The organism is Sphingobacterium sp. UBA6320, from assembly GCF_002440335.1.
Classification (GTDB): domain Bacteria; phylum Bacteroidota; class Bacteroidia; order Sphingobacteriales; family Sphingobacteriaceae; genus Sphingobacterium.
In genome coordinates this window covers 200,309-221,354 of record NZ_DJTA01000007.1, presented here as the reverse complement: position 1 = coordinate 221,354, position 21,046 = coordinate 200,309, and the positions used below count along the sequence as shown (strand labels likewise).

The 21,046-nt window shown below is 38.2% G+C and carries 16 protein-coding genes and 1 riboswitch; of the genes, 12 read left to right on the top strand and 4 right to left on the bottom strand.

From position 1 onward, the window contains the following. The first annotated feature begins 67 nt into the window (after nucleotides 1-67). Both B3P23_RS03790 and B3P23_RS03785 read left to right on the top strand, forming a co-directional pair. The gene (locus B3P23_RS03790) at nucleotides 68-883 is read left to right on the top strand and encodes an N-acetylmuramoyl-L-alanine amidase family protein (RefSeq protein WP_052627765.1); all 816 of its coding nucleotides are present in this window, start codon (nucleotides 68-70) and stop codon (nucleotides 881-883) included. Between the two features lie 66 nt (nucleotides 884-949). Next, entirely contained in the window at nucleotides 950-1,897 is a 948-nt protein-coding gene (locus B3P23_RS03785) for an MlaD family protein (protein ID WP_045755749.1), read from the top strand. Nucleotides 1,898-1,938: 41 nt separating this feature from the next. Here B3P23_RS03785 and B3P23_RS03780 read toward each other — a convergent pair whose 3' ends face one another. Together B3P23_RS03780 and B3P23_RS03775 are read right to left on the bottom strand one after the other, a co-directional pair. Then, nucleotides 1,939-4,023 (bottom strand): S9 family peptidase, encoded by a 2,085-nt coding sequence (locus tag B3P23_RS03780; protein WP_349681553.1) that lies wholly within the window; start codon nucleotides 4,021-4,023, stop codon nucleotides 1,939-1,941. A gap of 580 nt (nucleotides 4,024-4,603) precedes the next feature. Next, nucleotides 4,604-4,867, bottom strand: a complete 264-nt coding sequence (locus tag B3P23_RS03775; protein ID WP_248754719.1) for a 5-oxoprolinase — start codon at nucleotides 4,865-4,867, stop codon at nucleotides 4,604-4,606. Between the two features lie 35 nt (nucleotides 4,868-4,902). Further along, a riboswitch (SAM-I-IV-variant riboswitch) is annotated at nucleotides 4,903-4,996 on the bottom strand. A gap of 285 nt (nucleotides 4,997-5,281) precedes the next feature. Between B3P23_RS03775 and B3P23_RS03770 the strand changes: the two genes are divergently transcribed. The 10 genes from B3P23_RS03770 (at nucleotide 5,282) to B3P23_RS03725 (ending at nucleotide 19,004) form a co-directional block, all read left to right on the top strand. After that, nucleotides 5,282-5,854 (top strand): RNA polymerase sigma-70 factor, encoded by a 573-nt coding sequence (locus tag B3P23_RS03770; RefSeq protein ID WP_094772975.1) that lies wholly within the window; start codon nucleotides 5,282-5,284, stop codon nucleotides 5,852-5,854. A gap of 62 nt (nucleotides 5,855-5,916) precedes the next feature. Then, complete coding sequence (locus B3P23_RS03765) at nucleotides 5,917-6,975, top strand: FecR family protein (protein ID WP_094772974.1); 1,059 nt, start codon at nucleotides 5,917-5,919, stop codon at nucleotides 6,973-6,975. 11 nt (nucleotides 6,976-6,986) lie between these two features. Beyond that, entirely contained in the window at nucleotides 6,987-7,301 is a 315-nt protein-coding gene (locus B3P23_RS03760; protein WP_293924577.1) for a hypothetical protein, read from the top strand. A 60-nt stretch (nucleotides 7,302-7,361) separates the two neighbouring features. Beyond that, nucleotides 7,362-10,313, top strand: a complete 2,952-nt coding sequence (locus B3P23_RS03755; protein ID WP_293924575.1) for a SusC/RagA family TonB-linked outer membrane protein — start codon at nucleotides 7,362-7,364, stop codon at nucleotides 10,311-10,313. A 14-nt stretch (nucleotides 10,314-10,327) separates the two neighbouring features. Beyond that, complete coding sequence (locus tag B3P23_RS03750) at nucleotides 10,328-11,782, top strand: RagB/SusD family nutrient uptake outer membrane protein (protein WP_293924573.1); 1,455 nt, start codon at nucleotides 10,328-10,330, stop codon at nucleotides 11,780-11,782. 3 nt (nucleotides 11,783-11,785) lie between these two features. Further along, nucleotides 11,786-12,241, top strand: a complete 456-nt coding sequence (locus B3P23_RS03745; RefSeq protein ID WP_094772971.1) for a hypothetical protein — start codon at nucleotides 11,786-11,788, stop codon at nucleotides 12,239-12,241. 6 nt (nucleotides 12,242-12,247) lie between these two features. Further along, entirely contained in the window at nucleotides 12,248-15,055 is a 2,808-nt protein-coding gene (locus B3P23_RS03740) for a M16 family metallopeptidase (protein ID WP_293924571.1), read from the top strand. An 88-nt stretch (nucleotides 15,056-15,143) separates the two neighbouring features. Beyond that, the gene (locus tag B3P23_RS03735) at nucleotides 15,144-16,913 is read left to right on the top strand and encodes a hypothetical protein (RefSeq protein ID WP_293924569.1); all 1,770 of its coding nucleotides are present in this window, start codon (nucleotides 15,144-15,146) and stop codon (nucleotides 16,911-16,913) included. Between the two features lie 53 nt (nucleotides 16,914-16,966). Continuing rightward, nucleotides 16,967-18,448 carry a calcineurin-like phosphoesterase C-terminal domain-containing protein gene (locus B3P23_RS03730; protein ID WP_293924567.1) on the top strand — a complete coding sequence of 494 codons (1,482 nt, stop codon included), beginning with the start codon at nucleotides 16,967-16,969 and terminating at the stop codon, nucleotides 18,446-18,448. A 7-nt stretch (nucleotides 18,449-18,455) separates the two neighbouring features. Then, nucleotides 18,456-19,004, top strand: a complete 549-nt coding sequence (locus B3P23_RS03725; protein ID WP_293924566.1) for a hypothetical protein — start codon at nucleotides 18,456-18,458, stop codon at nucleotides 19,002-19,004. 67 nt (nucleotides 19,005-19,071) lie between these two features. Here B3P23_RS03725 and B3P23_RS03720 read toward each other — a convergent pair whose 3' ends face one another. Beyond that, entirely contained in the window at nucleotides 19,072-20,058 is a 987-nt protein-coding gene (locus B3P23_RS03720; protein ID WP_045752722.1) for an ABC transporter permease, read from the bottom strand. After that, nucleotides 20,027-21,019, bottom strand: a complete 993-nt coding sequence (locus B3P23_RS03715) for an ABC transporter ATP-binding protein (protein ID WP_293924565.1) — start codon at nucleotides 21,017-21,019, stop codon at nucleotides 20,027-20,029. Before B3P23_RS03715 ends, B3P23_RS03720 begins: the two co-directional genes overlap by 32 nt. Nucleotides 21,020-21,046: the final 27 nt, after the last annotated feature.

The following is a 21,046-nucleotide window of genomic DNA, read 5'->3' as shown; positions in this document are numbered from 1 at the left end:
CTATTTTTGTAGCACAATATTACTCATTACATTTTGTTATTAAATTACAGAAATTAAAAAAATATACATGAAATCAGATTTGAATATTAGAAAGCGGAAATTTATATTTTTTTTAGCCCCGGCGATTTTATTATTTATGGTTTTGACCAGTGCTACTCCACCAAAACCACATCCTGTACCTCCACAGTCCTATCAAATTAGAACAATTGTTATTGATCCAGGCCATGGCGGACGAGATTCGGGAGCAAAAGGTTCACGTTCTTTGGAGAAAAATATTGCTTTGGAAGTGGCATTAAAACTAGGAAAAGAAATTGAGCGACAGCTACCAGGTGTACGTGTTATGTTTACTCGACGTACAGATGAGTTTATTGATTTGTATAAACGTATTCGTATGGCCAATGCTGCAAAAGCGGATATATTTATATCTATTCACTGTAACTCGGCACCAGGAGGCTCTTCTAGAGGAACAGAGACTATTGTATCGGGCTCACATCGTTTAGGCGAGCAGACTGCTGCAATTCGTGAAAATGCCTCCCTATTGTTAGAGGAAAATTATAAAGAAAATTATCAAGGATTTGACCCCAAAGATCCAGAAAGTTATATCATCTTCTCATTAATGAAAAATCAATACCGTGAGAAGAGTATCAAGTTGGCCAACTTGATGCAACAAGAATATGTAAAATCAGGTCGTGTAAGTAGAGGAATTTTAGAGCAGGGATTAGCCGTCTTAGCGGAGGCGGGTATGCCTGCAGTTTTGACAGAAATAGGTTTTATGAATAATCGTACTGAAGAGGCTTTTATGCTATCGGACGAAGGACAGGAAGAGATCGTACAAAACTTAGTCGCCGCCATTAGTGCATTCAAAAAAAGCGTCGAACGATAAACTTATTTGCATTTGTCTTGTTTAAATGATAAATTGAATTCATATAAAACTTAAGAAAATATTATTTTGAAAATATCAAACGAGACTAAAGTCGGAATTTTAACTGTAGTTGCAGTTGCATTATTGTTTATTGGGTACAGCTTTTTAAAGGGTAATGATGTATTTAGCAGTGACAATACATATTATACATCTTATCAAGCTGTCGATGGTCTGACAGCCTCTAAACCGGTGTTAGTAAATGGATATCAAATAGGACGTGTGTCGAAGATGACCTTGCAGCCTGATGGTAGTATCTTAACACAATTCAAAATCAGTTCCGAATATAAGGTACCCAAAAATACCATAGCACGAATAGCCAGTACCGATCTACTTGGAGGAAAGGCGATCGTATTTGATATGGGGAATAGTGCGGAGTTGGCCAAGGATGGTGATATGTTAGCGTCGGGTATCCAGGCAAATATCATGGATAAGGTCGAGCCGATACAGAAAAGAGTTGAAACCATCACCATAAAATTAGATTCAGTATTAACAGTTGTCAATTCTGTACTGGACGATCAGTTTCAAAAAGATTTTAAGGAAAGTGTACATAGTATTTCAACATCATTAAAAAATGTGGAACTCATTACCAAAGATGTGGAAGGGCTTGTGGGCTCGGAGCGTAAAAGATTAACAAATATCATCACGAACTTAGACATCATTACCAATACCTTTAAAAATAATAGCGGTCAAATAACAGCTATTATGTCCAATTTAAATACCGTTACTGATAAAGCCGCTAAGCTTGATTTTCAACAAACAATGGATAAAGCTAATATGGCTATGAGCGATTTCCAGACGATCGTTGATAAAATCAACAAGGGACAGGGCTCAATAGGCCTATTGATCAATGACGATAAGCTTTATGATAATTTAAATAATGCATCGCAAAGTTTAGATCATCTGATGAAAGATATTAAAGAAAAACCTGGAAAATATATTAAACTTTCCATCTTTGGAAAGAAGGGTGAGGAATAAAATAAAACGGGCTCGATATAATTTCGAGCCCGTTTTGTTTATTATAATGTTTCTTTTAACCAACCAAAAAATTCTCTTTGCCATACTTGGGCATTATGTCCCGATAGCACCCAATGATTTTCATCGGGTAAATAAACCAATCTACTTTTAATTTTCTTTAACTGTGCAGCTTGGAAAGCTCCAAGTCCTTGTCCTATCGGCACGCGGTAGTCGTGACCACCTTGAAAGATCAAAATTGGTGTATTCCATTTCTCGATATATTCGGATGGATTGAATGTGGTGTACGATTTTTCATTTGCTTTGTCCCAGTATGGGCCGCCCAGCTCATGGTTAGCAAAAAACATTTCCTCTGTCGTGCCATACCAGCTTCTCATATCAAACAAGCCGTTATGCGCGATCAATGTTTTAAACCTATTTTCATGTACACCAGCGAGCATATAAACAGAATATCCGCCATAGCTAGCACCAATAGCAGCGCGGCGCGTGGTGTCTACGTATTTTTCTTTCGATATATCATCAATCGCAGATAAGTAATCACGAATCGGCTGTCCACCCCAATCTTTGGAGATCGCCTCATTCCATTTCACACCCCATCCCGGCATACCGCGACGGTTGGGAGCGATGACAATATATCCTTGAGATGCGATAAGCTGTAAATTCCAACGGAATGAATAAAATTGTGTTAAAGCCGATTGTGGCCCGCCTTCACAGTACAAGATCGTTGGATATTTTTTTGTAGGATCAAAATCAGGAGGGTAAATGACCCAAGAAAAAAGGTCTTCACCATCTGAGGCTTTTGTAATTCTGGATTCAATCTTATTATCACTGATCTGCGCATACATATTATCATTGACAGTGGTCAATGGAGTTAACTTTTTACTCTTTAAGTCATAACGGTACACCTCTGTAGCTCTTGTAAATTTTGTAGAAGTTACAATTAACTGATTATCGACCTGCCCAACAATTCCTGTAATATCAAAATTTCCTTCAGAGATCTGTTTGATGGACGCTAAGGATTTGTTCTTAAAATTAGTAGGAACAATTAATTCAAATAGTTGTACCGTTCCTTTAGCAGGTGCTACAAAATAAATTTTGCGATTGTCCTTACTCCAGGTAAAAGAGTTTACGGTACCATCCCAATGCGCGGTTAGATTTAGTCGTTGAGAAGATGCTTTATCAAACACAATGATATCATTTTTATCCGCTTCGTAACCATCCGTTTTCATGCTCAACCAAGTCAACTTGGTTCCATCCGGACTGTAAGTTGGATTGGTGTCGTATCCAAGCATTCCTTCAGTTAGATTGGTTGTTTGCTTGGTGGCAAGATCATAACGGTAGATATCCGTATTGGTACTTACAGCATAGTCCGTACCAAATTTTTTCTTGCTCACATATAAAATCGCTTTACTATCGCGCGTCCATTCAAAATCTTCCGATCCGCCAAATGGCATTTGAGGACTGTAAAATGGCTCGTCTTGTAACAGATCAATTGCTTCACCAATTTTTCCATTATTATAGGAAGCCACGAATGGATGGTTAAATTTTCCATTATTAAAAGTATCCCAATGACGGTAGTCCAGATTGTCGAATACATAGGCATCGGACTTTGGTAAATCCTGATATTTATCTGTACTGTGATACTTTTTGATTAAAACAGCTTTGCTGAATAATATGTATTGACCATTTGGAGATAACTTGACATTTTCTAATTCAGTATCGCTATTTGTCAATTGTACAGCTTCACCCTTATATCTGTTCTTTTTCCAAAGCTGACCTTTGAACAAATAAATAATATCACCATTTTCTGTTATCTGTACCACAGACTCGCCGCCTTTTTCACTGGTTAGGGGAGTAGCGTTGCCTGTCTCCAATGATAAGGTGTATAAGTTTTTCTCTGAGCTGTTGGTCTCCACAGCGTAATTAGAGACACCATATACCAATGTTTTACCATCAGGAGAGATTCCTTCGGCAGAAACACGGCCTAATTTCCATAGGGTTTGCGGGTCTAATGGAGTTTTTGCTGGTGTTTCCATATTAACAGTTAGTTTCGTTTCTTTCTTTTCTTGCGCCATAGTTGCCGAAGCACAAAGTAATACAGAAAGCGTTATTAAAGATTTTTTTTTCATCAAAATAATTTATTTTAATAAGGAGTGTGATCATGGATTGAGCTCTTTTCACTCGATTCATAAAAAATACAATTATGAGCATGCAAGATACAAAATCTACTTTATCTAATGTAATTCCTATTTTCTATTTAGGAAGGCTTTTGACGAAGTCATTTTATAAAAGCTTTGAAAATTTTAGGTAGATACATATTATGTAATGATCAGGTGATCATATCCGTATTTTTGGGAAATTAAAGCAGAGTATCAAATAAAAAATGCAGATATGCTTGGCACAAACTATCGATGCATCTTTTGTTTAGAGTATTAATATTGTGCTCGCAATTGGAAATAAATCAGGAGAGAACTATTGTTTAAAGTAGATATGATAAACGATAAATATACTTTTAAGGAATATAATTTTGTAAAAGCTTCAATTGTTCGAAAATAATAAACAACTGAAGCTTATTAGTAAAATAACTGAACTACTTTTTGTAAGCTTGATATCCTAATCTTTTTAATGCCAATTTAGAGTATAACAAGCTGTGGATCTGATTCATTAGACTAGTAGATAAATTGCAAAGATCATGTCGTTCTGACTATCCTACTGAACAATTGGAACAAGCGTGTTTTTTTCTAATCGAACTGCTACATACTTGACGGAGGTAAAACCATCTTCTCTTGAAATAATGTTGGAAAGGTCTAAACCTCTTTTAGAAAAAGTACTGATGAGAGCCGTGCGAAATGTGGATTTGGAGGAACCCCAGCCTTTTTCCGATACCGTATCATTGTTGAGTTGTATCAGTTCATTGATGGTGTAATAACTGAATTTTTCCAGTAAGTGTTGATAAAGATTTGGTGTTGACATACAATTTAAAAATTTAAAGGATTAAACCATAAACTGTATCCAGATATTTTTGGTCGAAACCCATATTAATTTACCACCGCGGTTACTTAACTCGGTTGGTATTGCATCGTGCAATTCTGAATACTCTACAAAGTTAGTAGATTTTATTTTGAATCAAAATTTATTTTAAAATAATTGGATGATATTCTTTTCCCGCATAGGTCTATGCTTAACTACATAGATTTTGCTATAGCTTCATGATCAAGTTTGATATGGATATTTTTTTGATGCAGTTACGCGATTCCTTTATTGGGGTAAAATACCGAATACCCGAGTTCTCGATGGTTAACTGTCTTGTTTTCTTTTAATTATTATTGTAGTTTTGGCCCATCACATGGATTCGTTTTGTAGATATTCGACAGAACGGGGATAAAAATGAAAAACAACTATAGCTCACTCGATAATTTAACTTTACAAAAGTTGATCCGAGCTGGAGACCAAGAAGCATTTAAGATCATTTATGAAAGGTATTGGGATAAGATATTTGTAATCTGTAATAACAGGCTTCCACAGACAGATATTGCGGAAGATATTTTACAGGATATCTTTGTTTCTCTTTGGAAAAACCCCAAACTTGACGAAATTCAAAATCTTGAAGCCTATTTGTTTCAGGCAACTAAATTCTCTATTATCAAATATTTAAACCGATCTTCTCGAGTTGAATATATTGATCATACCTCCTATGGTCTGTTGGATCGGATAGAAGAACTTAATTTGGATGATGCCTTGAATTCAAAAGAACTTCAGCAACTTATTTTTCAGGAGATAGAACGACTACCGGAGAAGACCAAAATTATCTTTAATTATTCTCGAATCGACAATCTCAATAGTAAGGAAATCGCTGAAAAATTGAATATTTCACCTCGTACTGTTGAAAATCAAATAAGTAAAAGTCTAAAACATTTGAGGATTTTTATAAATAATTTGAAATCTTTATTATTTTTTTAATTTTCGGCGTGCGTTGATTGATACTTGTGGTACTTCTATTATAGACCACGATTGTTAATCATATGAAATCGCAACAAGAAATAAAAGAAATTATTGCCCGTATCAACCAGGGTACGGCTTCTAAGGATGAGATCCGCCAATTTCAGCTTTGGTATAATAGTTTTGACGATAGTCAGACCGAGGTTGATAGCGATGTCCCTCTTGTTGAACTCCAACAGAAACATTGGGAAAATATAAACAATCGTATCGCTCCAGTGAAGATGAAGCAGATACAATGGTTATGGAAAGTCGCAGCAGCCATCGTGCTTTTTTCAGCAGCGGTTGCTTGGATATGGTTAAACCAACAATCTGACGTTGATAAACCGATATTTAGGTCAGCAGTTCTAATAACAGATGATACAGGTCAGAGCGAAGAGATCAGTGGCGACCTAAAGGATTTTCTTGATACAGCAAATTATGTGGATCTGAGGAACTATAAATCGTTGAGCTCATTAGCAACAGGTAAAGGTGAATTTACAAAAGCCATTCTTCCTGATGGCACCAAAGTAACTTTAAATGTGGGATCTAAAATTTCTCTATCCCCAGATTATGCTAGTTCTTCCCAAAGGACAATCTCCTTGGAAGGCGAGGCTTATTTTGAAGTAACGACCATTCCGGGACGGAGCTTTGTGGTCACAACTTCAGATCAGCAAATAAAAGTTCTCGGAACAAAATTCAATGTAAAAGCATATGCCGACCTTGAAAAAACAATAACCACACTGCATGAGGGTAAAATCGAATTGACCAATGGTCGTCAAAGCTTGATTTTAAAACCAAATGACATGGTGCTCAATACAGATGGCTCCTTCATTCGTGAAAAACTAACCAGATCGGATAAGGAGGCTTGGCGCAATCTAGATTTTGAATTTGATAATGAATCTATTAAATCAGTCCTAGACCAGTTGAGTAGTTGGTATGGTTTTGAGGTTGTATATCAGACATCTATACCTAATCAGCATATTTCCGGTAAAATAGCAAATGGTTCCAAAACCGCCGATGTGCTTGAGATCATGAAAAACCTAACGAATGGAAATTTCCAGCTTAAAGGAAATCTTCTGTATGTAACTTTTGCAAATAATTAACCTTAAATAAAATGAATGAAAAATTCTTTAAACGAAGCCCGGCTTTTTTAAAGCCCGAGTTGCTTTCGGTTAAACTCACTACCTTGGTGGCCATTGGATTGCTGACCTGTACTTCTCAGCATAGTTTTGCACAGCAAATTCAAGTAGATGGTACCAAAAAACCTTTAAAAACTGTCTTAAAGCAGATCGAAGACCAATCTGGTTATTCTTTTGTCTATGATGCTGATATTTTGGAAAACGATCCTGCTTTACAGCTTGCGCTCAATGAAAATGGGATTAAGGAAGCGCTAGCAAAATTATCCACAGCACTAAATGTTGAATATTAGATTGTCAATAAAACGATTACACTTACCAAGCCAAAAGTAAAGCAGGGCTCTACTGTATTGTTGAAGGGGCGGGTAGTCGTTGATGATCAAGACGGAAAAACAGCTGCCAATCAAGCCGGTGTAAGTGTAGCCTTAAAAGGTACGAGCAAAGTGATCGGTACGGACAATCGTGGCGAATTCAATATCGTAGCCCCTGTGGAAGGTACGTTGATCATCAGCTATATCGGATATAAATCGCAGGAAATACCTGTCAAGGAGATCATGAAAAACTCGCGGATTGTATTGGAGAAGAGTATGGATTACCTGGATGAAGTTATTGTCACGGCTTATGGAACCAAAGAGTCGCGTGAAAATCAGACGGGATCTGCTTTTGTGATCACAAGAAAGGAATTAGAAAATAGACCTACACTTCGTCTTGATGCTTTGTTGGAAGGTATTATACCCGGAGTAGAGTTCAATTCACAAGATGCGGGCACGAATAGTTCAGCCAGATCACGCTACAGTACACGCATACGTGGTGAATCGTCCACGGTAGGTGGAACAACTTCCAATGAGCCTCTATGGGTGGTGGATGGCGTACCGCTCTATACCGGCGGAACGACCAATTCGATCCCCGGGATGCAGAACTCGATTAGTCCATTGACCTATATAAATCCCAACGATATCGAGAGCGTGACCGTCCTTAAAGACGCAAGTGCTACGACCATATATGGAGCCAATGGTTCAAATGGGGTAATCTTGATCACCACTCGTAAAGGTAAGGGAGCACCAAAACTTAATTATACATTCCGTTCAGGGATCAATAAACGTCCCACGACATACCTCAACCAGCTCAACGGTCTTCAATACCTGAATCTCGTCAAAGATATGGGAATGATGGATCAACTGGGTAAATTAGATACCAATCAAAATACAAATTGGGCAGATGTCTACAATCGTACTGGCTTGACAACCTTGCATAATGTAAGTCTTTCGGGCTCCACAGATGCAGCACGCTATTTCCTAGCTGCCAATGTGTACGATGAAAAACACATGATCATTGGCAACACCACCAAGCGGTATGATGTACGTTCAAATGTAAGTGGTAATGTCGGAAAACGCTTGATTATCAATTCAACCATGTCGGCTTCCTATACCAAAGACGATATGTTCAATCCTGGAAATGCTTATTTTCAATACAGTCCACTCATCAGTCCTTATGGACCTAATGGAAGTTATATAGAACGAGATCCAAATGGTAATTTGTTGCAAAATATGCCGGGATTATCGGATCAAAATGATCAGAAACAAGAAGCCGCCCATGTGCTTGGATCATTAGGATTCAGCTATCAATTAATGGATGGATTAAAGTTTACCAATCTGAATGGAGCTGATTTTACCAGTGTCAATGAGGATATGTATAATTCGATGTATAATTATTCTGGTGCCTCAAGCAATGGAAGTGCATATCGAGGACAGTCACAAGTGCTCAATTTGATCAGTACCAATACATTGACTTTTGATAGGAAGATATTTGGTGGAGATTTTGACTTTTTAGTGGGTACCGAAGCGAGAAAAGAGGAGCGTCGTTCTGTTTCTGCGACAGGAAGCAATTTTCCCAATGACGATATCCGAGAAGTTGGTTTTGTGGCAGTAACAAGTCGTGTAGGAACAACAAGTCGTGACAAACAGACTCTACTTTCTTATTTTGGGCGGGCTGGTTATGTATATGACAAACGCTATGCGATCAACTACACCTATCGAAAAGATGGAAGTTCCAATTTCGGAAAGGATGTTAAATGGGGTACATTTATTTCTGTAGGAGCTGCCTGGACTGCGAGTAATGAGTCTTTTTGGCCTAAAAATAAAGTTATCGATTTCTTGAAATTTAAAGTGTCGTACGGGAACAATGGTAACTCTAGATTTAATTCATCTTATGCCAGCGGTATTTATAAATACGATGCCGACTATAGTTATGGCGGTAATTCTGGTACAACGATGACACGAGGTGTCAATGACGGACTGAAATGGGAAACAACCAAAATGCTCAACACGGGTATAGATTTTAGATTATTTGAAAGATTTAATATTGCTGCAGAATATTATCGTAATGTAACGCATGATATGATTGACAATGCCTATGTCTCGATGGTAACCGGATTTCGCCGTACCTATGAAAATGTAGGTAAAATGCAAAATACGGGACTCGAACTGAGCGTGAACGGAGATATCATCAAAAAAGAAAAGTTTAATTGGAGTGCCAGTTTTATCCTATCCTCCAATCGTAATAAAGTATTGGAGTTAAATGAAGATATCGATCGGGTATCCGGAACTACGATTATGCGTCCTGGTTATAACTCAAGATCTTACTATTTAGTACGTTGGGCTGGCGTAGATCCTTCTACTGGTGATCCGATGTGGTATGACGTAAATGGCAATATTACCAAAACTTTTAATACCAATGATCGGGTCATTGCTGGTGATGCGACACACAAGTATTACGGTGGTCTGACTAACTATATTACATATGATAACTGGAACTTTTCTGTCTTTTTTAAATATGCAAAAGGAGGGCTTTATTTTGATCAAGCAGGAAGAAACAATGGTTTGGATGGTCTTAGTATTTTAAGCGGAAATCAATCCATTGATATGTTAAATTCTTGGCGTTTTCCAGGACAATTGGCCACTTCGCCTAGACTTTCGAATACAAGTACATCGTCCATCATGAATTCTACTCGCTTTTTATTGGATAGGACATATCTCAAATTGGACAACATCAGCTTAGGTTATACTTTTAAAGCCGGATTAATAGAACGCTTAAAATTAAGTCATATCTCAGTGACCGCTATGGCCAGCAATTTGGCGATATGGACACCCTATTCAGCAAAAAAAGGGACAATCAAGAATTATGAAGCATTAGCTAAGCAATACGGTGTAACAAGCAGTAGTGTCGTAGATAATACCTATGCCAATATGCTTTCAGAATCCAGCCGAGTGCTTAATTATTCTTTGAATATCAATATTGGTTTTTAAAATAAGAATTTGAAATGAAATTATTTAAATATACGTTTGCTGCCCTCTGTTTTTCATTAGTAAGTTGTGGCAGCTCTTTTTTAGAAGTAGCGCCTATCGGGCAATTGGGCAAAGAACAGTTATTCTCAAATGTCAATGGCATGCGTGATGCCTTGATGGGTAGTTATAGTCTAACTTCTCGTTTTTTTCAGTCTCAATACGGCATATATGGTGATTTGCGTGGCGACGATGTACAGCGCAGTACGACATCAACTCAAAATTATATGTTGACAGACTACAATTATAATGTTGATGAAGAGGATGGAACCGGTGGGACCATGGCTATCTGGTCCTCAGGTTATGAAGCCTTAAATAACATCAATAATATCATCAACTCTGCAGCAGGTATTCAACCTACTCTGAATGGTAACTTGGATGATTTTAATAGATATTTAGGGCAGAGCCACATCATCCGGGGCTTACTTTTCCTTGCACTTGCCAATGTATATGCACAACACTATACGTATACAGCTGATGCAAGTCATCCAGGAATTCCTATTCCAACAGTAACGCCTCTACCACCGCAAAATTTACCGCGCGCAACGATGAAGGACACTTACGCGCAAATCATAAAAGATATGGAGACGGGGATCCAGTATCTAGATAATTTGAGTCCCGCTACACGTATCTATGCTTCTTCAGACGCCGCTCGTGCCTTGTTGTCTCGTATCTATTTATATATGGGACGTTATGATGAAGCTATCCAATACGCTTCTGAAGTCGTGTCAAAAGGAAGCTATCCATTAGTCAAAAATGCTGATTATAAAGACATGTTTATAGCAGAGAGTCAGTTATCGGACTATAACAGCATCAAGTCTGAAGTTATCTGGCAACTGAATCTTAATACGAGATCAGCAAATTATATGTCTAGCTTTTATTCAGATCGCACATCCTTTTTGGCGTACCCAAGCAAAGCATTTTTAAATTTCTTTGAGACTACTGATGTGAGGAGAAACCTATATGAACTACAAGCCAGTTCGGGAAATTCTATTTCGCTTAAAAATGCAAAAAATATTGCTATACCAGATATCAACTGGCCGGTCAACTTTAAAGTGATCCGTACTTCTGAACTATACCTCAATCGTGCCGAAGCTTATTACCATACTAAACAGTATAGCTTAGCAGAGGAGGATATTAAAATGATCAGAGCAAGAGCGTTGAATAAAAATGTGGCTGACATCATCGTACAATATAGTTCTCCAGAAGAACTGCTAGACCAGATCAAAATGGAACGCCGCAAAGAGCTCGCGTTTGAAGGTCAACGGATCTATGATATTATGCGTTATAAAGAAAGTCTAAACCGTGGTACGGATTGCGGAGCAGCTAATTGCACTGTCAACTATCCCAATGATCTCTTTATCTTACCGATTCCGAAAACTGAACTGGACGCTAATCCATCAATTAAACCAAATCCTACTGTAAATAAATAAGACATGAAAAAGATGCTACTTTTAATGGGGTTTATGATGTTGTTATCTGTTTCTTGTAACAAAGAGCTGGAGACACCTTATGATCACCCTTTTTTCTATATACACCAAAATAATGATTCAGAAATAACCGTACAGTCAAATCGAAATGAACCGGTGGACTATAAGGTTTATTTCAGTACTAAAAGTCAGTTTGAGCCTGTTACGTTGACATATGAGATCATTGTAGGTGAGGGCCTTACAGAAGGGATTGATTACGAGATCTTGAACCCAAGCTCATCTTTACTGTTTAAGCCAGGATATGTCGAGATGCCTATCACGATTCGTTGGATCAATCATCCCATCCAAGAAGGAAAGGACAATACATTAATCATCAGATTGCTTAGTAATGACAAGGATATTACGATCGGTATGCCAGGTCCCGACCATAAACAGTCGAGCTTAAAAATTACTAAAATCTAGATGGGCATGGCATTTGTGAAAATAATAATAGGGTTATTGACCTTTATTCTTGTCTCGACAGGATTTCTGCAGGCTCAGAATCTGAAGCAGGATCCGAAGTTATTGCGTGGAAAATTGAAAAACGGATTTCAATATTTTATCTATCCAAATCACACCAATAATCAACAGACTGCTATCCAACTTTTTGTAAATGCTGGCAGTTTGCAAGAAGAAGACAACCAATTGGGGTTAGCCCATTTTGTTGAACATATGGCTTTTAATGGAAGTAAACATTATCCAAAAAATGAGGTCATTAGTTATCTAGAGTCTCTGGGAGTGAAATTTGGTGCAGATCTTAATGCACACACCTCCTATGACGAGACGGTATATAAAATAACGATCAATAGTAAAACGAATGAAAACTTGGAGAAGGCCTTGGATATCGTTAGTGATTGGGCTTTTAATCTAAGCTTTGATTCGCTCGAGATTGAAAAAGAACGTGGTATTATCATTGAAGAATGGCGCACAAAAGAAGGACTTTCTGCGCGATTAAGTGACCAAACTTTACCACTTATCTTTGCTAATTCTCGTTATGGCGACCGTAAACCAATTGGTACACTAGATATACTCCGCCATTTTCAAAGATCAACATTGGTCGACTTCTACCAAAAGTGGTATAGACCAAATCTGATGGGGCTGGCAGTGGTCACCAATCAGGATCCCAAAGTTGTTGAAAAGATGGTCAAAAAGCTATTTGGAAATGCTAAAAACAGAAAACCAGAAGCAAAACGAATTGCTTACCATTTGTCAAACCATGCAGATACGCTGATCAAAATCTATACAGACAAAGAGGCCAATACCATCGATTTCAGCTATATCGGAATTTTACCAGCGTCTAAAGCTGTGAAAACGGAAGCTGATTTTTTTGAAAATTTAAAACGGAATGCTGTCAATACGCTGATCAAGAAGAGGTTTGATCGTATTGGACAATTGGATGATAGTTACAAAAGTGCTTCTATGTCAGTATCGGATCTCTTGCTCAACAATGGATTATCTGTTGGTGGAGCTACCTTGTATGAGGGGCAGGTACAAGAAGGCATCGCTAAATTTCTGAAAGAGCGTGAGCGACTGTTGCGTTATGGGTTTAACTCTTCCGAGCTGAACGATTATAGAGAGCAATATAAGAAACAGTTACAGCGGGCGCCCCAAAATAATGAATTGAATGCCAATATAATGTTGAGCCAGTTAAAGGATGTTTTCTTTACGGGACAGGTATTGATGGATAAGGATGAACGCAATAAGCAGGTCTTGCGTGATATCGATCGATTGGATTCTTTAAATCTTTTGGAGCATCTCCAAGGTTATTTTAAGCCAGGAAACACAGCTGTCATGCTTACTGCTCCAGAGCGTTTAGGATCTAAAATCCCCAATGAAATTGCCCTCCGCCAATTATTTGCTCAGGCTAAACAGGCTGATCTGAAGAGGTGGACGGATAACATTGAAATTCCAACACAGTTATTGAGCGATAAGCCGACAAGTGGTCAGGTTATACAAAAACAATCGATCAATGAGATCGGCGTGACTAAATGGGAGCTCTCCAATGGATCAAAAGTCTACCTGAAGAAAAATGACAGTCGAAAAGACCATGTTCAATTGACGGCATTTAGAAAAGGCGGTTTTATCGCGGTAGACAGTACAGATTATGTAAATGCCGTTTACGCCAAAAATATCATTGGTGCTAGTGGTGCAGGTGAATTTACAAGAGCGGCACTGACCAAATATTTGAATGGAAATTCAGCTTCCGCTACCTTTATGATTGCACCCAATCGTGAAGGATTATCTGCTTCGGCAAATAGGAAAGATATCAAAACGATGTTCGAATTGCTATACTTAAAATGGACACAGCCACGTGTCGATAGTAAGATCTTTGGGAGTGTCAAAAAACAGAGTTTGGATGCTGCAAGAAATAAAAAGTTCCAAGTCATGGAGGCTTATAACCTGGCCATCAATAAAGCGATCGGAGCGGATGATCTAGATGAAAGCAATCTATCTGCTGCCCGTATTGAAAAGGATCTACAGCTAGATCGTATAGTACCTGTGTTTAAAGAACGTTTTCACTCAGCTAAAGATTTTGATTTTGTGCTGGTGGGAGACTTTGATGCCGATAGTATTCAACCATTGGTTGAACAGTATATAGGAGGTCTTCCTAGCGGTCCTTATACCTCCGAACAACGTATTCCGGAATATACACAGCGCGAAAATCAAGAAATTATTCAATATGCAGGTCAAGCCGACAAAGCTACAGTAAATCTTTTTTACCAGACCACTTCCATTCAGTATGATTATCCTGATATCCTCAAAAATGAATTGATGGAGAATGTGCTTAAAGTAAAATTGCGCAAAAATCTAAGAGAAGAGCAGTCTGGGGTATATGGTGTAGGTGTGAGTGTCAGTGCGACTTCCGAACCAACAGCATTGATGCGTACGCGGATTAATTTTACTTGTGAACCTAGTCGAGCAGATTTTTTAATAGAGCAGGTACAAGTTGAGCTTGAAAAGATAGCAAAAGATCCGTCTTATTTTACAGAAGAACTTGAAAATGCAAAGGTTCAAATATACCAAGCTTATGAAAAACAATGGGGTAAGGATACATTTTGGAGTGCAGAGCTTCGTAATCACATCTATTTTCAATTTGCTAATTGGTCATTTTTTACGACATATAAGCAGATGCTAGACCAAATTAAAGCTGCTGATATTGCGGACTACACAAATAGTAAAATGAGTAAAGCCTATAAAGTGAAGGCAGTATTACTGCCAGAGAGTTTTAAAAAATAATTTAATTTAGATGAGATCATCGGAATTTTCAAACCAGCTGCGGTATGAAGTAGATCTGATGATCACATCGCTATAAAAAAATATAAGGATGAAAAAAAACTATTGTTTATATCTGTTGATGGCCATCTCTAGCCTAATCCTTTTCGGATGTAAAAAAGATGCGTTACTGGCCGATCATGTTCAGTTGCAATCCTTTTCTTTTGATCCATCGGCCAATCCTGGATTAAAAGAGGCAGTATTTGGAACTATTGAAGGTCAGCAGATTCATATTACGGTACCAAATTCAATCGATATCACTAAAGCTATACCTTCTTTTCATGGAAGCTCAGATAAATTGATTGCCTATGTTGGTCAGAAAGTTCAAGAATCAGGCATCAGTGCTGTTGATTTTACACAAACAGTTGTTTATCGATTTGTGACACCCGATGGAATGTCGCAGTATAGTGTGACGGCTGAAAAGGCCGGGTCTATCGTGTCTTTCGGTTTCTATGCCGCAGACAATCCAGAATACTTGTTTAGAGATTACCCAGCAACCATAACGAAGCTTGATATTAAAGTAGACTTGCCAGTAGATGCTGATGTGACGAAATTGGTAGCTCGGTATACAAAAAGCAATGGTACCATTTTAAAGTATAATGGTACTGATTTCGTAAGTAAAGAAACCGTATTGGACTATACCTTACCACAAAACTTGGAGCTACAAGATGTGCAAAGTGGCACTTCGGAAAACTTTGTCGTTACAGTGGGTCGACTTACTGCACCTGTTTGGTCAAAAGTAGAGCTGGCTGATTTCTTAGGAATGGAGAAAATCTATGAAGCAAATATGGAGTTCAATCCTGTCAATGGGCAACTCTATGTAGCTGTTCAAACCAACGGAAGTACCAACGAGCTAAAAAAGGGAGTTATGGGCACTTACAATGTTGAGGATAAACGATGGGAACCTGTTGGAGATGTTAGCGGTTTTACACCCACCAGAGCCAATTTGATTTCAATGGATTTTTCAAAAGAAGGTGTGCCGTATGCCGCATTTCGGGATTATACAGAAGGTAATAATGAGCAGTTTGCTTCTGTCATGAAGTATGAAAATGGTAAATGGTCTTTTGTTGGCAAGCAACAGGGGGCTTATGGTAAAGTAGACTATCTAACTTTAAAAATGGACCAAAATGTTCCTTATTTGGGGTACATCTTTGATAAGGTAACTACTCCGTATCCTAAACGGGGTACATATGTTGAATCTATTCAGTCAGGTATTTGGAAAGGGCAAACGATGTCACAATCAATTTCTGGATATTATGCAAAAATGTTTAAAGGTGCCGATCATAAACTTTATTATGCTATAATGGATTTGACTAGTGGAGTATCCTTGCGCAAACCGTCTATTTATCGTTTGGATAACGGTAATTGGACGCTGGTGGGCAATGTTAATGTTGGACCGGCAGAGTCAAGTTTTGGGGGATTTAATATTGATTTAGATGCTACAGAAGATGGTCAGATCTATATGGTTTATCAATCAATTTCGCCAGCTTATAAAACATTTGTGATGCATTGGAATGGTACTGCTTGGAAACAATTGGGTGATGGATTCAGTCAGACAACAAGTGGCTCAGCAAATAGAAATAATATTGCGGTGCGCGTACACCCAGATGGACGCGTGTTTGTTGCCTACGGTGATGCAAATAACGGGGTTAAAGTGACTACATTTAATAAGGAAACCGGAAATTGGAATACTGCGATGCAGCTTTCGGCAGAAAATGGAGATAAATATGAGATGCGAATAAATGCAGAAGGAATACCTTATCTGATTACTATTATCGATGGCAAAGCAGCACTCTTTAAATACGATATTCCAGGATTGTAATAACAATAGATCGGATAGATACTATCTGTCCGATCTTTTAGATTTAATACTATATGATTAATAGAATAAGTTATTTGTTGGCTTTGGCAGTACTATTTGCTGTGGAAGCAATGGCACAAAGCCCATCTGCAAAAAGTGTATGGGTCAAAGGTCATGTGTTTGAAGACAAAAATAATAATGGCATGCAGGATAGGGGGGAGAAGGGTCTTTCCCAGGTGTTGATATCCAATGGTGTCCATATAATAAGTTCTGACAGTCGTGGAGCTTACGGTTTTAAAGCAGAAGTAGGACAATCTATCTTTTCTATCCATCCGTCAGCATATCAGTATGCACATGCAAACAAAATTGGTAATGCAAATGCATATTATCTAAATCCAAATAACCATATTTCGGATACGCTGGTTTATAACATGCCCTTGCAAAAAAGGAAAAGTGTCGTAACAGAATTTAATATTGCGGCAATTGGAGATGTTCAGGTCAGTGATCAAGAAGAACTCGGATTTGCAGCAAAAAGTATTTTTTCGGAGCTTCTAGGACGTAATGATATTGATTTCAACCTAGTCTTAGGCGATCTGGTCAATAATAATATGGACCTATTGCCTGATTTCGGGGCTATGCTTAATACCCTTCCGATGACATCATGGACTATGGTCGGCAATCATGATCGTAATGTTGACCATCCAGCTTATATGAATGACCGTTTTAATACGGTGTTTGGAGCAGATAATTATGCTTTCAATTATGGTCATGCGCATTTTATTGTATTGAATAATGTCTTTGCTACGGGCAAAAATTCTTATGAAGGAAGATTGACCGACGATCAATTGACGTTTTTAAAGAATGATTTGGCACATGTTCCAAAAGATGTTTTAGTTGTCCTCAGTCAGCATATACCAATGGCTTTTACACGAAATAAAGCAGAGGTGCTCCAACAGTTGGAAGGATATGAGAATGTCTTATTGTTGTCCGGCCATACCCATCAGGTGGATCGATATTTTTTTAATAGCCATGCAATACAAGAATTGGGAGCCGGTGCTACCTGCGGTAATTGGTGGCGAGGAGAAAAGGATGCTTTTGGTGTGCCAGATGCCATGATGCAATGCGGTAGTCCGAGAGGATATTTTGTGATCCATATTAAAGATAATCAGTATTCTTTTAAATATAAAGCGATTGGACAGGATGCACAAAAGCAAATGCATATTACTTTGAATGACGGACTATTGCAGGCCAACATATTTGGAGCTGGTGATAGTACCAAAGTTATGGTTCAACTAAATGATGGAGAATGGCTACAGATGCAAATTAATAAAAGCATAGATCCGCTTGTCGCCCATATGATAGAAAAAAACAATCAAAAGATATATCCAAGTCCTGGCAGTACAGCCAATCCTCTCCGAAAAAGAAAATCTAGCCATCTTTGGGAATTGGAGATGCCCCAGTTGAATGCTGATAAAAATAAAATCATTCGTATTAAGGCACAAGACTCCTACGGCTTTTCTGTTCAGAATGAGTTTATGGAGTATTTTTCCAAATAATGATATAATGGAAGATATAATTTTAGTCGTGCTATCACCAAGGAATTTTAATGCATTAAAAAAGTATCAAAATTTATTTTGTCTTGCAGCATTTTTGAATTTATCAATAGGCTGTATAGCTGAGTTTTCTTTTTTTGACTCAATTAAATCGATCGTTCAGTCTATTTCATTGACCTTGCTTTTTGTATTTCTAATTTTATTTATTCTTGTTTTAGTCAGAATTAAAATATTAAAAAAGGAATATTTCTGTCGTATTAATGAAAAGTATTTGTATTTGGAAATTGATAATGAGATCAAAAAAATAGACCTTGTTGATATCGATTTGTACATTAATTTAGTTAGAATATCAGAAAAGGATTCTTACTCAGATTGGGGTCATTTTATTGAATTGAGTGATTTTAAAGGCAAACGTCAATTGCCGATTAGATTTGAATCTACGCTATTAAATATCTTTCCACAATCAAATGTACACTATAGGAGCAAAAGTCCAATTTTAATGACTGAGACTAGAAGCTTATTTAAATCTCTATTAAATCTGCTATGGGCAACTTCCTGAAGTATACAAAAAATGCACGCTATGTTTGTACCAGTAGCGTGCATTTATTCATCCTATATACGGCAGTTTAACTCCGTATTTCTCTTCGCATAAAAATATAATAGGACCACGCAAAGCAGATCATCGTCGCTGCTAAAAGACCACTGACTTGAGGCCAGACCATCAAGAAACTATCCCTAAATGATAGAGGTGCAGGAATGGCACCAATCATTTGTTCCATCGCAATAGGACCGAGGCTACGTACAGATGGCATGAGCAGGGTTGTAGTCGCATCCATATATAGTTGGCTCGGTGATAACCGAAGCAAGTTTAATATCAATTCATTGTAGCTTAGATATTCCTGTTCCGAAATATAGTTTGGATTCGGTAAAAATGGCCTGATGGCTAGATTGACAAGAATCGGGAAGAATACAGTAAAAAATAGCCAAATACCGATTGCGGTTAAAGCTGAGGTCGCCGGTTGGCGAAACCGTATCGATAATAGTATCGATAGGCTCAACCAAAAGGCAACATATATAACACTGATAAGGGTAAAACCTATAATCCGCAAAAGTTCCTGAGGCTCGATCCGTACCCCTGTACCTAATAAGCCACCGCCAATCATTAGAAGTACTAACGCGATAAACATCGTCCCCACGACAGTGAGCGGAGCAAAGAATTTTGAAAACAAGAGGTTATCACGGTAGATAGGTTGCGCTATCAGACGTGTTAATGTGCCCCCATTGTATTCGGCATTGATCGCATCAAATCCGAGTGCTATGCCAAGTAGTGGCGCTAGAAAATTCAGGAAAACATGAAATGGTGGAATCGAATTGTCCGTCGTGGTCAATAATTTGAGATATAAAAATGATTGATCAGGATCTTTCATATTGTTGACAGCCTCTTTCAACCCGGTGGAAGATACGTATAATGAGGCTCCAAACGTCAGTACAATAAGTAGGATCAGTATGATAAAACGCCAGCTGCGAATATGATAGGCAATTTCCTTATTTACCAGTACCTGAATTGGAACCGATGAGTGGCTAATTGTGGAGGAGACTGTGGGATTTTTCATGTTCAGAGTTGCTTGTTTTACTGTTCTCAAAATATGTATTATAGATATAGTCGAGTGCATAATCATGGCGTTGTACAGATAGAATGTCAGCACCGTTGTTGACAAGTAAACGTACTGCCGTGGCAGTTATATCGCCATCTGTTTTGATCTCGATCGAGTCATCGCCAACAGAAAGCTTTCTGATACCAGGCAAGTTTTTTAATACTTCTTCAAATAGCGCTACGTTTGCATGTGTTTTTTCAAATGAAATCCATGTTGTTATGCCCTCTTTTTGCTGTAGCTTATGTGCAAGACTATCAATCGAGCCTTCTGCTAGTAGCTTTCCACCAACAAAAATACCCACTCTGTCACAAACGCGCTGTACCTGATGGAGATGATGCGAAGATAGGAGAACTGTCAGATTCTGTTCTCTGCTGAGTCGCTTGATCAATTCTAGGAATTCATCTACACCCTGTGGGTCTATACCTAAGGTAGGCTCATCCAAAATAGCAACTTCAGGATTCTTGATGAGGACTTCAGCAAGACCGAGTCGCTGCTTCATACCTCTCGAAAAGGCTCCAGTTTTCTTATGGATGTCCTGTCCCAGTCCTACTTGATTTAAGATATCTTGCGCGCCAGACCTAGCTTTAGACTTTTGAAGTCCGTTTAATTCAGCTATGAAAGTTAGGTTTTCCAATGCGGTCATTTCAGGATAGAAACCCACATTATCTGGAAGATAGCCCACTTTTCTTTTAACAGCTATTGGATTTCGGGTGGCATTATGACCACAGACATAAGCTGTTCCTGTGGTCGGCTCGGTCAGTCCAAGCATCATCAGGATAGTCGTCGTCTTGCCGGCACCATTGGGACCGAGAAGACCGAATACCTCGCCTTTATATATGTTGAGATCTAAATGATCAACAGCCTTTGCCTTTCCATAGTTTTTTGTCAAACCTGTCAATTGGATGATAGGATCCTTCATGATGATTATCTTTTTTATTGAATGAAA

Excerpts from the sequence above, each read along its gene's own strand:
- B3P23_RS03720 (WP_045752722.1), bottom strand. The coding sequence starts at position 20,058 with ATGAAAAATCCCACAGTCTCCTCCACAATTAGCCACTCATCGGTTCCA.
- B3P23_RS03775 (WP_248754719.1), bottom strand. The coding sequence starts at position 4,867 with ATGTCAACACCAAATCTTTATCAACACTTACTGGAAAAATTCAGTTAT.
- B3P23_RS03770 (WP_094772975.1), top strand. The coding sequence starts at position 5,282 with ATGAAAAACAACTATAGCTCACTCGATAATTTAACTTTACAAAAGTTG.
- B3P23_RS03760 (WP_293924577.1), top strand. The coding sequence starts at position 6,987 with ATGAATGAAAAATTCTTTAAACGAAGCCCGGCTTTTTTAAAGCCCGAG.
- B3P23_RS03735 (WP_293924569.1), top strand. The coding sequence starts at position 15,144 with ATGAAAAAAAACTATTGTTTATATCTGTTGATGGCCATCTCTAGCCTA.
- B3P23_RS03750 (WP_293924573.1), top strand. The coding sequence starts at position 10,328 with ATGAAATTATTTAAATATACGTTTGCTGCCCTCTGTTTTTCATTAGTA.
- B3P23_RS03725 (WP_293924566.1), top strand. The coding sequence starts at position 18,456 with ATGGAAGATATAATTTTAGTCGTGCTATCACCAAGGAATTTTAATGCA.
- B3P23_RS03745 (WP_094772971.1), top strand. The coding sequence starts at position 11,786 with ATGAAAAAGATGCTACTTTTAATGGGGTTTATGATGTTGTTATCTGTT.
- B3P23_RS03740 (WP_293924571.1), top strand. The coding sequence starts at position 12,248 with ATGGCATTTGTGAAAATAATAATAGGGTTATTGACCTTTATTCTTGTC.
- B3P23_RS03780 (WP_349681553.1), bottom strand. The coding sequence starts at position 4,023 with ATGAAAAAAAAATCTTTAATAACGCTTTCTGTATTACTTTGTGCTTCG.
- B3P23_RS03765 (WP_094772974.1), top strand. The coding sequence starts at position 5,917 with ATGAAATCGCAACAAGAAATAAAAGAAATTATTGCCCGTATCAACCAG.
- B3P23_RS03715 (WP_293924565.1), bottom strand. The coding sequence starts at position 21,019 with ATGAAGGATCCTATCATCCAATTGACAGGTTTGACAAAAAACTATGGA.
- B3P23_RS03730 (WP_293924567.1), top strand. The coding sequence starts at position 16,967 with ATGATTAATAGAATAAGTTATTTGTTGGCTTTGGCAGTACTATTTGCT.
- B3P23_RS03790 (WP_052627765.1), top strand. The coding sequence starts at position 68 with ATGAAATCAGATTTGAATATTAGAAAGCGGAAATTTATATTTTTTTTA.